This window comes from Enterococcus sp. AZ194, from assembly GCF_051713825.1.
In the GTDB taxonomy this organism is placed as follows: Bacteria; Bacillota; Bacilli; order Lactobacillales; family Enterococcaceae; genus Enterococcus_K.
Map to the genome: position 1 here is coordinate 3,551,602 of NZ_JBIOQR010000001.1, position 14,536 is coordinate 3,566,137.

Consider the following 14,536-nt stretch of genomic DNA (forward strand, 5'->3'; position numbering starts at 1 on the left):
GGTTGGGATCATAACTTATAAAGTTATTTTCCAACCTCCCCCTGTTTATTAATTGTCTTTTTCTTGTACGATACGGCCATGTTCAGCAAATGGATATTCAATCACTGAGCGTCCCTCTTGAGTATCTCCAATTCCACTGAAAAAGTCTGCTTTTCCATCTTCACGCATACTCATTCCAGAAGTAAAAGCACAGTCTTTCAAATTGTCTTTTTTGCTAGGTCCAGCGGGAAAGCTAGCTCGAGTGGCAATTATTTTATAATCATAAATAGCCAATGTTTTGGGGTCTAAAACAAATGACATATTGGCATAAACGGATTGTTCCTGTTCTTCATCTAAATAAGAAATATGACCCAAGACACCAATCATCCCGTCTTCTAATAGAAAGGCCTGATTGCATCCGCCCCATTCCCCATCTTTAAACAGCCCTTCCAAATAATCTGCTTGTTCAATTCTTTCAGCTGTCAGCTCATCTAATGTGTCAATGATGGTGAACCCTACCATCGATTCACTGCCATATTTTTCTAAGATATCTTCTCCACGCGGACGTGAAAACACGCCAATGCGACCATCTTCTAATTCGACTAATCGAATATCTTTCATGTAGTCTGGTCCCGTTGTGAAATAGTACAAATCATCAATATTCGTACCTCTATAGAAATAACCATAAAAGGTCTCCAATTCATTCTTTTGAACGCGAACATGCGTCCCACCAAAAACAATCTCATTCTTGATGATAGCAATATAAGGATCTTCCAATTGATAAATCATAGAGTCCTCAACCAGTGTCCATTCATCATTACCAGATTTTTCAAATAATCGAACCCAAGAACGCATCCACTCTTCTCTTCGTTCTACTCGGCCAAATATATAACACTTACCATTCCATTCAAACGGCTGCGAACAATTATAAACATCATAACCATCAACACCATAAAACACTTGTGTCGCATTTTCAATCACTTGAAATGAGCGTTCAAAATCTATCTTTGCTTTCTTTACATCCATTATTTAAAATCCTCCAGATTCTTATTTAGCCATTCGATACTCAAATCAAACCAATGAGCATAGTGTGAATCAATTTGTTTTTCTTCACCGAAAGAAGTTTCGGCAATACCTAAGGATAGTCCGTGATGTCCCTCTTGAAAGATGTGTCCTTCAAAGGGGATCTTGTTTTGATCTAAAGCTTTCATATACGCTAACGCATTTTCTACAGGTACTAACTCATCCGAAAATGTCCCGACAACAAAAGATTTCGGTGTCGTTTCAGTCACTAATTGATCTAAGGAAGGCGTGTTACTACCTAACAATTTATTCATCGAGTCTAAAATACAGGGATAAACTAAGATTTCAGAAAGAACAGATACTTTCGGTTGCATGTTTGCATACGCTGCTGCTAAATGTCCTCCAGCAGAGAACCCAACTAATACCAATCGCTCTTTATCCATCCCCCATTCAGGGTGTTGCTCAATCAAATCAATCGTGGAATTAATATCCTTAATTGCACCTTCAACTGATTTAAATGGTCCCACTGAATAGTGAATAACCACTGCAGGAAATCCCATTTCATTGAATTTTATAGCAACGGGATCACTTTCCCGTTCGCTACAAAATTCATATCCTCCACCAGGTAAAATGATAATCCCGACTTTATTGGGATGAGTCACTTTCGAAAAGATTCTAATTTTCACATTTTTTGTTTGATTAATAACTATCTCTTCCATAAAATACCCTCATCAGATTTCAAAGTAAAAAGTTTTTACTTCGAATGGTTTAATTTGTAAGTGGTCCAAATCGACTATTTCTGACTCGATTTCTTCCATCAAGTTTGTTTCTTTTACACTTGTATACTCAAACTGTGGCTTCAAACTAATCTCTTGTCGTCCCCCACTATATTCGTGCAAACGAACAATGATTCCTTTTTGATTTTCCGCTTGTTTAATCGCATCAATCGCAATCGTTTCAGATCCCACTAACTGAATAAAATTTTCTCCTAAAATAAGACTTGTTCCTAACAGCATCGGATCATTCAATTGCCAAGCCTCTTGAATTGCCCCTGATTCGATGACCGTTCCTTCATGTGGAAAGATGCTATAGGTAAATTCATGCTCACCCATATCTGCTTCTGGATTTGGGAAAATAGCCCCTTTGAGCAGCGTCAAACGCATGACATTATCTTTGACGTCGTATCCATACTTACAATCATTCAACAAGCTAACCCCATAGTTTGATTCAGAAATATCTGCCCATTGATGACCAACTGTTTCAAATTTTGCCATGTCCCAGCTAGTATTCCAATGAGTCGGCCGTTTGACATTTCCGTATTGGATATCATATGTTGCTTCAGTTGCCCGTACATTTACAGGAAAAGCTACTTTAAGTAATTGCTGGCGTTCTTGCCAATATACTTTCGTAACAAAATCAATTCGACGAGAGTTTTTGAAGAGTCTCATTACTTGAGTCAATGTAGACTCACCAAACTGATAGTCAAACTGAACTTCAACAAGGTGTTCGTTAGCAGTCAGAACTTTCATATTTTGGGCTTTTAGCTGTTTAGATTTTTGATTATAAAAGATATCAATGTCCCAAGAATCAAATTCAAGTGGTTTATCTTCAAATAATAAAAACTGATTTCCACTAGCTGATTGATCGACAACCTCTCTTTGAACAATTTTGTCAAATATAGAAGTAATTTCACCGGTTTCTTTCCAAGTAATCGTATAAAAATCCGTTTCAACGCTAGTGATATTTATTGCTGTTTCACTAGAAGTCGACTCTTTTGCTTCTTTAAGAATATAGGTCTTATCAGAAAGTGCAGCGACGTTTTCAGCATAGAGATAGTTTTTATCTTGCGCACGTGTTATCTGCACTTGATGCCCTTTTTCATCAGTGATTTCGTATCCCGCAAACTCTGTAGGTAACGCTACCCATTCATTACGTTCCCATGAAGAGGTGTTCGTCACGATAAAGTGATGGTCAACCGCAACCTCCTCTGAAATCAATTGTTTGACCGCTCTCAATGATTCTTCATACTCCTTGTCAGAGTCTTCATAAACTTCTTTAATGGAAGAGCCTGGAATGATATCGTGAAATTGATTACGTGCCAACACTTTCCAGTTAGTCGTCAATTCTTTTGCCGGATAGGCTTTTCCTACCAACATTTTTGCCGTATTAATAATTTCTGCATTACGTAATAACAACTCAAGACGACGATTATATTTTTTGTTTTTCGCTTGCGATGTGTAAGTACCGCGGTGATATTCCAAATACAATTCGCCATCCCACAAATGAACATAATCCTCAGAATGTTCGACTGTTTCATGCAATTTCTCAAAATACGTATCTGCACGAGAAGTTTTCACTTCTGGTAAACCAGCGATTTTATCCATTTGTCGGCGGTTTTCTAACATCACTCGATTCACTCCACCGCCACCATCTCCATATCCATAAGCCAAGAGGAGTTCTTGATTCAACTCTTTATCATGATAATTGTCATAAATACCTTTTATAATGTTCGGTTGTAAAAATCCGTTATAGGTATAACGAGTATAAAAAGATGGATCACCTAAACGACCCGGTTCTGGTGTCGTAATAAAATGCGTCAAAATCTCCGTTCCATCAATTCCACGCCATTTAAACGTATCATGAGGCATTTGATTGTATTGATTCCAACTAATCTTGGTTGTCATAAATGTCGTAATACCAGATTTTTTTAGAATTTGTGGCAAAGCCCAAGAGTAGCCAAATACATCGGGTAACCAAAGATATTTTGATTGTTGATTAAATTCTTCTGAAATGAATTTTTTCCCTAACATAATTTGGCGAACCAAAGCTTCACCAGATGGAATATTACAGTCAGCCTCCAACCACATAGCCCCATCAATTTCCCAGCGTCCTTCAGCCACTCGTTCCTGAATTTTTTTATAGATGTCTGGATAATCTTCTTTGATATATTCATAAATCTGAGGTTGCGTTTGTAAGAAAATGTATTCAGGGTATTCGTCCATTAAACGAAGGACCGTTGAAAAAGAACGCGCCGCTTTTTCTCGCGTGTGTTTTAAGCGCCATAACCAAGCCACATCAATATGAGTATGCCCCACCACATCTACTTTAACTGGTGAATTTTTTGGTAATTTTGATACCTCATTAGTTAAATACGTACATGCCAGATGAGTAGAAATATAGAACTCTTCTGATCCTGGATAACTTAAATCAACCTTGTTTAGGGCACTGTTCAATATACGTTTGTAAATAGCCGTCTCAGGTGCATCTTCCCCTAATGCAAGGATTGTGCCCAGTAAGTTATGACCTAAATAATATAAATCCTTAGTGGCTTCATCTAGTAGTGCATAATCTGCATATTTAAATACGTGTTGTTGCACTCGTTCAGGACCTCCAGCTTCCAGTCCAGACCATGCTTTAAATGACAAAGTAATTTTCTTTCCGCTATACTCTTTAAACTCTAGAAAAGTTTCTTTATGGAAAGTATCCACCCCTTGATAGGGAACGCCATCAATAAATAAGAGTGATTCAAAACCTCCTAAGTTTGCCAAAGACGTTTTCCCAAAATCAAAAATCATTGCAAATCGATCTTCCTCACTAAAATTGGGTACTTGAAAATCTGCTTGGAACCAATAATAAGAGTCACGACCTTGCCATTGATCTCCGGCTTTTATTACTTGCCAGGTCTTATCTACTGCTGGTGGATATTTAATCTGCTTCGTTTCATCCTCTTTCATCATCCAACCCTCAATGGGCATACGATTACGAAACATATGAAAACGAATCTCTTCTAATCGTTTTTCTAACTTTTGATTTGTAAAAAACATAAGTTCTCTCTTCTCCTTCAGAGTAAAATATTTAGTCATTTTTATTTCAATGCGAAATCCATGCCTTCTTTGAACCGGCCGGAACATAGTAGGAAGATTATGATTAGCGGAAATGTTAACAACACAGAGCCTGCATACATCGGTCCAGGATAGCTTTCATAAGGGCCAAACATTTGTGATAACAGTACGTTTAGAGTCAAAGTTCCATGGCTCTTAGTCATTAACATATCCCATAACAGATCTGTCCATCGAGCTGTAAATAAGAATAAAAAAATCACCGTCGTAATCGATTTGGACATCGGTAAAACAATCCGAAATAAGATGTCCTTCTCTTTTGCACCATCTAACTTAGCCGCTTCAATCAACGTATCAGGAATTGCTTTAAAAAAATTAGTAAACATAAAGACTGCCCATAAATTCATCAGTCCAGGTAAAATCATTCCGACATAGGTATCTATCAAACCAACTTTAGTTGTCATTAAAAATTGTGGCACTAACAAAATAATCCCTGGAAAAAACATTTGAAATAAAATGAAATTATTTATCTGAACCTTCCCAATAAACGGGATTTTCGCTAATGCGTATGAAACCATTACGGCAAACAAAATTTGTAAGACTGTTGAAACCGTCGAAACAAATACTGTATTAAAAAAAGCTTGTAGCCAGGGGGCATCCCCTGAAGTAACCTCATTACCAAACAACCACTGCCAAGATCTGAAAGTAAATTGAGTAGGTATCAACACTCGATCAACCTGATCCCAAGGTGCAAAGGATTGTAAAACCATATAAACAAAGGGGAAGATCATGATGAATAAAATCAATGTAGCCAATGTATATCTGATTATCAAACCAGTCTTTATCTGTTTAACTCCAGCCATTTTTCTCTCCCCATTTCTGCATTAAAAATTTAACTACACCAATAGTTGCAAATGTGACAACTGAAGCAATAATCGCAATTGCTGATGCATAGCCAGAATTCAAATTGACAAACGCTTGATTATAAATCTCTAACTGCCAAGTATTCGTTGCCAAATCCGGTCCTCCACCAGTCAATTGGTAGGCTTCTATAAAAATACCAAAAGATAGACCAACAGCTAACGTTAAAACGGTATACAACGCCGGATACATTAGCGGCATCGTAAGACTAAAAAACTGTTTCATTTTCGACGCGCCATCGATTTCTGCCGCTTCATACACAGCAGGATCAATACTGTTCAATCCAGATACCAAAATCAATGCATAATACCCTGACATTTTCCAAGCAATCATAAAAGATATCACGAATATGACTGTTACAGGGTTCCCTAACCAGTTAATCTCTAAACCTAGTCTATCTCTAAAAAAATGATTAATGGGGGAATCATAAGAGAGTATCCCTTTGACAATTAATGAAGAGACAACCCCACTAGACAAATAAGGTAAGAAAAACAACACTAGATAAATCCCTTTAAAACGTGGCAACTTATTAACAATTACCGCAATCATTAAAGACATCACAAACGACAGTGGGACTAGCACAATCAAAAATTTATACGTAGAGACAAATGAGGCAAAAATATTTTTACTTTTCAGTGCTTGTAGAAAATTACTCAACCCTACAAATGAAAAATCTGGCGAAATAAGGTTCCAATTGGTAAAGCCTAACCATAACGACCACCCTAATGGAATAATAAAAAATGTCGTCGTAAATATTAGGTACGGACTAGTCAAAATCAAGCCCAGTCTATTTTTTTGTCTATTGCTATTCATTACCTAAAATCTCCTCAACAGATTTAGTCAAATCTGTCCAACCTTTATCCGCCTCTTTTTTCCCTTGAATAGCTGGAATCCAGGCCTCTTCACCAATTTTTGTTTGAATTTCATTAAATTTAGCGCTGTCCATTGGGGGTGCCCCAAAAGGTGTAATTTCTGCGAATGGTTCAAACACAGGGTTTTCTTTGTAAAAATTCGTAAAGGCCTCATTCGTTAAAGCATCATCACGACTTGGTAAAGAACTCGTTGTTTTCAATAATTCCATATCATTGTCGGCAGATCCGTAGACAAACTTCAAGAAATCCATTCCTGCTATTTGTTCTTCCTTCGTAGCTTGTGCATACATAACCACGCCTTTTGTGTTCCCAAATGTATAAATATCGCGTTCATCCTTCATGTTATCCGGTACAGTTGGTGCAGTAACATAGTAGGTTTCGCCATATTTCAATTCTGGGAAACGTTCATTCCAACCAGGTAAATTGGCAGGGCTAAAGAAAGTAGCGACTGCTTTACCTGTCTCAAAAGCATCTTTTAATTGTTCAGTAATTACCAATTTGTCTTCTTTTAGTTTATTCGCAAAACTTAAGACATCTTTTGTTGCTCCTTCATCAGCAACATATTTTTTCCCTTCCACAAAACCAGCACCTTTACTTGCCGCTTCATAAAACGGGAAGAAGTCCAACCAACGTAACCAAGCTGTAGGATCTGCGAAACCATCGTTGGCAAAAATAAATTTATCAGGATATTTCTCCTTCAATTTTTTTCCAACTTCATAAACATCGGAATAAGTTTTTGGTGCCTCGGTAAATCCTAACTCGTCTAAAATATCTTTCCGCCAAGCAATCATAATAGGACTTGAGCTTAATGGTAAGACATATTGGCCGCCATCACTGAATTCCCAACTCTTGATAGTCTCAGACATATTCCGTTTTTCAACCAATTCGTCGTACCCATCAACTTTAGTAAAATCAACTAACGCTTTACTTTCTTGCAACTGAGCACCAAAACTTCTTGTAATATTTTCAGATAATGTTGGTGCTGTTTGAGAAGCAATCGCGGATTGAAGGGTTGCTTCTGAAGTAGGTGATTCTTTCATTTGAGTAACTTCTACGTCGACATCTTTATTTTCTTTCTCATACTTCTCAGCCATCGATTGCCAATACTTTAGATTTGGGGGATTGGGAGCTGCCCAAAAGGTTACTTTTGTTTTTCCATCTGAGGCCTTACTATCATTCCCACTTCCACATCCAGCCAAACTCAGCATTAGCGCGGAGAATGCAACTGTGCATAAAATCATTTGTTTTTTCATATCCTATTCCTCCTCGTAAAATCATGTATTCGTTTACAAGTGTTAGTGTAGCATGGTGCCACACGAGTTAAAACATTCCTCTAGTTTTTTAATTATATTTTTATGTAATTAAATATATAAATATAATTATTGAATTTGATAATCAAATAGTGTACTATTGATTTATAAAAAATATGACACTGGAGATAGTTTATGAAAAAAAAATTATACGAAAAAGTCTACGATGACATCGAAAATAAAATTATTTCTGGAGATTACTCCTTAGGTACAACACTGCCATCAGAAAAAAATTTAATTGATTATTATGGGGTCAGCGCTATCACTATTAAGCGAGCTCTTACTGAGTTAAAAGAAAGTGGCTATATTTCTCGAAAACCCAAAGAAGGCTCCATTATCATTAATAATCACGTAAAAAAAGAAATTGTTGATAGCCCAACAAATAAATCATTAGTGGGCGTTGTTCTCACTAGATTCGACTCTAGTTTTGGAGAAGAAATCCTAAACGGTATTCTTGACAATAACCCCAACAACTATGAAATAATCATAAAAAAAAGTAATGGCGATACTCAAAGAGAAGATGAACTGATTAGAGACCTCATTGAAGCAGGTGTCGAAGGAATTATTCTTTTGCCCACTTCTTCTGAATTCTTATCACCTAACTTATTAAAAATGATTTCAAACAATTTTCCGTTTGTTGTGATTGACCGTGTTCTCGATGGATTGCCAGTAAATTCTGTTACGGTAAACAATGAACAAACAGCACGAACATTGACAAACTATCTGTTCTCAAACGGTCATCGAAATATTGGCTTTCTTAGCTCTAGTACACGTATTTCAACCGTTCAAGAACGAGAAAAGGGTTTTATCAATTCCCATGCAGTCAACGGGCTCGCCTTAAATTCTGAATATATTCAACACTTCATTACCTCTGACTCAAAAAATACTGAGACAGAAAAGAGAGTAGACATCAGACGTATCAAAGAATTTCTTCAAAAATATCCGGAGTTAACAGCCATATTATCTACCGAGTACGAGACTGCTCTTTTGGTAGGCGAAGCCTGTCGCCAACTAAACTTGAACATTCCTAATGATATTTCACTAGTTTGTTACGATCATCCTATAAGTAACTTCTTAAAACAGCCCTTTATCGTTACTCATATTGAACAAAATCAATATGAAGTTGGCCAAGAAAGTATTCGGATGCTCCATAGCAAAATTCAAGATAACTCGAAAATTGAGAAGTTTGTTACTATAGGCGTCCTTGCACAAGGCGATTCTGTAAAAGATATTTCTGAATAATAGTAGAAAAGCCCGAGACATAACTTTTTTTGAAGTTATGCCCCGGGCTCCTATTATCTAAATAAACGGTGGGCACAGAAGGGACTCTTTCTATTAAAACTTATTTAAACTCTTTACCAAAGCGTTCAGTTACTGCCTGCATCCATGCTTCAGCAACTACCTTGTTTCCTAACGGTACCAAATGAACACCATCACGGGTATATTTCTCAGCGCCATTAGCCAAACAAAGTTGATTCAATAGACCATCTAAACTAACCAGTACAGTGTTGTACTCAGCAGCTAGTTTTCTAACCACTTGAATTTTTGGATCCAAGTCTTTGCGCCAATGACTACGATCCACTTCATTAGGCATTACAAATGGTTCCATCAACACAATTTTCTCGATGCCTGCAGCCTTAGTCTTGTCTAAGACCTCTCGATAGATTGTCTCATAACGTGCCGTCTCCTCGAGTGTTCCAAAGCTTTCCGCTTCTTCATTAAACCCAACATCATTAATACCAATCAAAATTGAAACCAAATCTGGTTGATAGTCTAAACAATCTTCCTGCCAACGTGAATTCATCCCCGCAATCTGATCTCCACTAATCCCCCGATTTATTACTTCAATTTTCTGATTGTTGTAATACTCATTCAGTAACGCTGTCAAGAACAATGGGTAACCATATCCTAATCCAAAATCCGGATCTTCACGTCTACATGCATCTGTAATACTATCGCCATTAAATAAAATCTTCATTTCTTTTTCCTCCATTACTATCACTCATACTTTTTAAACGCTGGGAACAACAGTTTATAATTTAAATAAGTAACGCCACAGATTCCGCCAAAGGTTACTATATAGAGTAGCGTTAGCAGGCCACTTGGGTGTAATAAAAATATTTCCACTATCATTGCAAGAAACCCACTCAATATCACACTAAAGCTTCTTGAAGCAATGACTGCTGAGCTTTTGAGTGAAACACCAAAGCCCGCTTCATACCTTGAGAAGTAAAATAAAGCTGAACTTGCTAGCACATTTAAAATCAAAAGCCCAACTAATGCAGCGACTTTAGAATACAGTGCAATAAAACCAGTCAAAGAGAAACTAAAGCTAAAACTAAGCAAGACTAAACACCCTAGTGGCATAAAAATGAAAAATAATTTAATTCCTGTCCAAAAATTTTGTTTTACTTGCTTTAAATAGATTCTAATTATTGGCTGATTAAGTGTCGCATCGTACCTATTCATCACGTAATACAACGATATTCCATTCCCAAAAATTGTCACTATCGGCAACGAAGTGAAAAGAACGACAATGTTTAGAAGAAAAAAATCGAGAAAAATTCCTAGTTTTCTTACTACTGGATTGTCGACATTTAATAGTTTTCTCATTCAATCACGTCTCTGTCTGTTAATTTTTAAGCTCCTCATTGTAACGTTTTAATGCATTGTTTTGAATTTCTAAGAAACGATCCAAGCCCATTTGTTTTAACTGACTAATATAATCGTTCCACTCTTTTTCAACTCCTCCATTGGTTACCCATTCGGCTTGTTTAGAAGTCACAAATGAATCGATGTCTGCCTGTATCGTACTCAATTCACGTTGCTCATCAGCTTTATAGTTCAGCATTGGGTACTGTTCTCCTAAATAAGATTCCAATGGTGCTGAGATTTTGTGTTTATAACCATCTCCTTGGTCATCTAACATTTTAATTCGTTTATCGAGTGCTTCACTCCCGTACTGAGGGGCCCAGTCACGCATCGAGTTATTTAATGCATAATCATCCTGCAACTTCCCTTCATCATTCGTCAATAAGGTGTACGTCCCATCATCATTTTTTTCTGTACACATTCCAAAAGGACCAAAATACGTTTGTACGCTTGCATCTTCGGTGTACATTTTATCAACCCACTGGAGTAACTTTTCTGGATTCTCACAGTTTTTTGTCACAACAAATTGATTACGCGAATACGGATCTTGATCCATCAGCACATGTTTTTTCCCATCGAGTCCGGTCAAGGCTGGTAATGGTACATATTCACCACGCTCCTTACCCATTCCTAATGGATTATAACTGTCAGCGACTCCAACAACAGAGACTTCAGTGATTTTATTCATCAACGAGGTCCAGTCTTGGGTAAAGAATTCCTGGTCGATAGCTTTTTCTTTAAACAATTTATGCATATGCTGGATTGTTTGTTTATATAAATCTGTTGTCGGTTGATAATACAACTCTTTTCCATCATAGTTCATCCAAGTAATTGGACTTGAGCTTACCTCAATTCCCCATGGTAACAACATTCGAAACCCTAAACCTGTGTATGGGACTTCATTCGTCTTATCTCCATCACCGTCTGCATCTTCTTTTGCAAATGCTAATAATACATTTTCCAATTCTTCAACCGTTTCGGGCATATCTAAACCTAGATTTTTAAGCCACTTTTGATTAATCACTAATTGATTCCCAACTTTTGCTCGACCGGTCATTCTTGAAGGCAATGAATAAATATGACCATCCGCATTCGTTACAATAGCTCTCATTTTAGGATCTTCTTTAAAAATTTTAGTCATGTTTGGCATCGTTTTTTCATTGATGTAATCTTCTAAAGGAATAAATGAAGCTTCATTATTAGCAATATCCGCATCTTGTAAAGCGGTATTCCCCCAAAAAGCATCCGGTAAGTCGCCACCACCTAATACAACGCCTTTTTTATCAGGCCATTCCAATGTGGTATACGTATCCCAATTAATTTTGACTCCAGCTTCTTTTGTAGCATCAGCAACCGAGCCTTTTTTCAAATAGACATCTGTACTTTCAGGATACCGAATATTGACAACCGTAAATTCATTCTTATCCTTTGTTGCTTTCTCTTTTGTACCTCCTCCGCACCCAGCAAGCGATGTGACTGCTGTGGCAATAAACGCACTCATTACTAACTTCTTCATTTTCATATTTTTTTCTCCTATTCTTTGACAGAGCCAATCAAAGCTCCTTGATTAAAGTATTTCTGTAGAAATGGGTAGACGCACATAATCGGTAGCGTAGAAACAATCATCGCAGCGTACTTCATCATTTCCGAGCGTTGCCTCATCATTTCATTGGATGCATTTCCCGCTGCAGATGCTGCACCTGAGCCAATCCCCTCATTAATGATCAACAACCTTCGTAAAATCATCTGTAAAGGATGCAGGTCCTGATTTTTGATATAGATCATTGCATCGAACCAAGAATTCCAAATTCCAACTGCAACCCATAATCCAATAACTGCGATAATCGCCTTTGAGAGTGGCAAAACAATTTTAATAAAGTAACGAATTGTTGAACAACCATCCATCTGAGCTGCTTCCCATAAGGTTTCTGGGATATTTTCTTTAAAGAAGCTTCGAATAACAAAAATATTGTAAGTAGAAACGGCACCTGGAATAATCAATACTAACGGATTATCCAACAGCCCAAGACTTTTAATATTCAAATAAGTAGGAATCAATCCCCCTCCAATAAACATCGGAATCGTAAAGAAAGCAACCACCCATTTTTTGCCGACCAATTCTTTACGGGATAATGCGTAACCCGCTGGCAAATTGACCACTAATTGAAATAATGTGCCCACAGAAGTATAAATAATCGTGTTCAGATAACTTCTCCAAATTAGTCCAGCAGAAAATAGCGCCTTATACCCTTCAAGATTAATTTTTTTAGGAATTAACAATACCTCTCCGTTAGCAACGGCTTGCGGGTTACTAAATGAAGCGATAATGATAAACCAAAGAGGGTATAAGATACCGATGATAATTAAAGCGAATAAACACTTAATACCAATGTCGAATACTCTTTCGCTTAAAGGCATTCGTTTTAAATGGCTTTTTGATTTCGAAATCTCCATAATACACCTCTTTCTAAAACAATCCTGTGTTTGTCATACGTTTTGCAATCTTATTTACCAATATCAAAATGATAAAGTTAACAACTGAGTTAAACAGTCCCACAGCTGTTGATAAGCTGTACTGTGAATTCAACATCCCCATCTTATAAACATAGGTAGAAATGATTTCACTGACTTGTAGATTCATTTGGTTTTGTAGTAGAAATACTTTCTCAAAACCAACACTCAGAACGCCGCCCGTTCTTAAAATCAACAAGGTGATTGCAGTTGGCATTAACAAGGGTAAATCGATATACAACATTCTCTTAAATTTTGAAGCACCATCCATTGTAGCTGCCTCATATAATGTCGGATCAATTCCAGCTAATGCAGCAAGATAAATGATACTGTCCCAACCTAAATGTTGCCAAATATCAGACCATACAACTACGCTACTAAACATATTCGGCATCGCTAGAATATTGGGCACCTCAATACCAACTTGTTTAAACACAATAGCGATTAGTCCTGTTCTTGGTGATAAGAACATAATTAACATCCCACAAATAATCATTGTTGAAATAAAATGTGGAAGGTAAGTAATGACTTGGAATGTTTTCTTAAATTTACCCGTTCGTATCTGGTGCGTTAACAATGCCAAAATCACTGGTAAAGGAAATCCTGCAAAGATACTGTAGAGACTGATCATTAATGTATTTTTTAACGTTCGTATAAATTGATACGAATGAAAAAATTGATCAAAATGTTTGAAGCCAACCCATGGGCTACCAAATACACCAAGTGCTGGAGAATAATCTTTAAACGCAATAATTAATCCATACATAGGTTTGTAAACAAAAAGTGCTAAAATCAATAAAGAGGGTAATAGCAATAAATATAATGGGAAAGACTTTACCAGCTTACTGCGTTTATTAATCTTTATTCTTTCCTCAGTGCTTTTTTCTACACGTTGTTCCATTCTTCATCTCCCTTTCTTTAAAAGCTCCCACACTACAGCCACCTTTCCTTTCCATCGATAAATTTGTATCCGTTTTCAAAAGTAATTATAGGATACTCGTTGTCATCTTCCTACAAAACAACTTATATCTAATTATATTTTAATATATAATTAGATTTTAAAATAATAAATCATAATCTAAGATATCCCATGATTAGAAACGGTCTCATTTAACGATTTTTTATTCTGTAAAAATATAATTTATTATTTTAAGAAAATCCGATTTGTATAGGCCAATTTAATGAGTTTACTAACAAAAAATATGGAGATATCCCTCTTGTAGAAAATAATTCACAACTAATTTGAAGGAATTTTTTAGACTCTCCTTTAAGAAACAGATATACAAATAGAGCGTGAGCCATAACTTTTTAAGTCATGGCTCACGCTCTATTTGTATAAATGATGGGTATAGAACTCCACAATCTCATCAATTCTAAAGGTGAAACATCTTAAGAATTGAAAGGCTGCGTCCACCCCTCAACAACCTCT

At 36.7% G+C, this 14,536-nt stretch carries 12 protein-coding genes; 1 reads left to right on the plus strand and 11 read right to left on the minus strand.

Annotated features, from left to right (window positions below; genetic code table 11):
- Window positions 1-48 precede the first annotated feature (48 nt).
- The 6 genes from IGI37_RS16575 to IGI37_RS16600 are packed head-to-tail and all read right to left on the minus strand — an operon-like array spanning window position 49 to window position 7,887.
- Window positions 49-1,005 carry a DUF1861 family protein gene (locus IGI37_RS16575; RefSeq protein WP_438763174.1) on the minus strand — a complete coding sequence of 319 codons (957 nt, stop codon included), beginning with the start codon at window positions 1,003-1,005 and terminating at the stop codon, window positions 49-51.
- Entirely contained in the window at window positions 1,005-1,721 is a 717-nt protein-coding gene (locus IGI37_RS16580) for an alpha/beta hydrolase (protein ID WP_438763175.1), read from the minus strand. Before IGI37_RS16580 ends, IGI37_RS16575 begins: the two co-directional genes overlap by 1 nt.
- 12 nt (window positions 1,722-1,733) lie before the next feature.
- Window positions 1,734-4,826 carry an alpha-mannosidase gene (locus tag IGI37_RS16585; RefSeq protein ID WP_438763176.1) on the minus strand — a complete coding sequence of 1,031 codons (3,093 nt, stop codon included), beginning with the start codon at window positions 4,824-4,826 and terminating at the stop codon, window positions 1,734-1,736.
- 41 nt (window positions 4,827-4,867) lie between these two features.
- Entirely contained in the window at window positions 4,868-5,704 is an 837-nt protein-coding gene (locus tag IGI37_RS16590) for a carbohydrate ABC transporter permease (protein WP_438763177.1), read from the minus strand.
- Entirely contained in the window at window positions 5,691-6,575 is an 885-nt protein-coding gene (locus IGI37_RS16595) for a carbohydrate ABC transporter permease (RefSeq protein ID WP_438763178.1), read from the minus strand. Before IGI37_RS16595 ends, IGI37_RS16590 begins: the two co-directional genes overlap by 14 nt.
- Entirely contained in the window at window positions 6,568-7,887 is a 1,320-nt protein-coding gene (locus tag IGI37_RS16600; protein ID WP_438763179.1) for an ABC transporter substrate-binding protein, read from the minus strand. The genes IGI37_RS16595 and IGI37_RS16600 overlap by 8 nt, the downstream gene beginning before the upstream one ends.
- A gap of 192 nt (window positions 7,888-8,079) precedes the next feature.
- Here IGI37_RS16600 and IGI37_RS16605 point away from each other — a divergent pair, with 192 nt between their 5' ends.
- On the plus strand, window positions 8,080-9,186 hold the full coding sequence (locus IGI37_RS16605; RefSeq protein ID WP_438763180.1) for a GntR family transcriptional regulator: 1,107 nt from the start codon (window positions 8,080-8,082) through the stop codon (window positions 9,184-9,186).
- A 100-nt stretch (window positions 9,187-9,286) separates the two neighbouring features.
- Here the strand turns inward: IGI37_RS16605 and IGI37_RS16610 are convergent, their stop codons facing one another.
- From IGI37_RS16610 to IGI37_RS16630, 5 genes are read right to left on the minus strand one after another with little or no spacing between them, the layout of a single operon-like run.
- Entirely contained in the window at window positions 9,287-9,922 is a 636-nt protein-coding gene (locus tag IGI37_RS16610; RefSeq protein WP_438763181.1) for an SGNH/GDSL hydrolase family protein, read from the minus strand.
- Between the two features lie 20 nt (window positions 9,923-9,942).
- On the minus strand, window positions 9,943-10,557 hold the full coding sequence (locus IGI37_RS16615; RefSeq protein WP_438763183.1) for a DUF624 domain-containing protein: 615 nt from the start codon (window positions 10,555-10,557) through the stop codon (window positions 9,943-9,945).
- Between the two features lie 19 nt (window positions 10,558-10,576).
- Window positions 10,577-12,118 carry a sugar ABC transporter substrate-binding protein gene (locus IGI37_RS16620; protein ID WP_438763184.1) on the minus strand — a complete coding sequence of 514 codons (1,542 nt, stop codon included), beginning with the start codon at window positions 12,116-12,118 and terminating at the stop codon, window positions 10,577-10,579.
- 11 nt (window positions 12,119-12,129) lie between these two features.
- Window positions 12,130-13,050, minus strand: a complete 921-nt coding sequence (locus IGI37_RS16625; protein WP_438763185.1) for a carbohydrate ABC transporter permease — start codon at window positions 13,048-13,050, stop codon at window positions 12,130-12,132.
- Between the two features lie 13 nt (window positions 13,051-13,063).
- Window positions 13,064-14,008 carry an ABC transporter permease gene (locus IGI37_RS16630; RefSeq protein WP_438763186.1) on the minus strand — a complete coding sequence of 315 codons (945 nt, stop codon included), beginning with the start codon at window positions 14,006-14,008 and terminating at the stop codon, window positions 13,064-13,066.
- Window positions 14,009-14,536 lie beyond the last annotated feature (528 nt).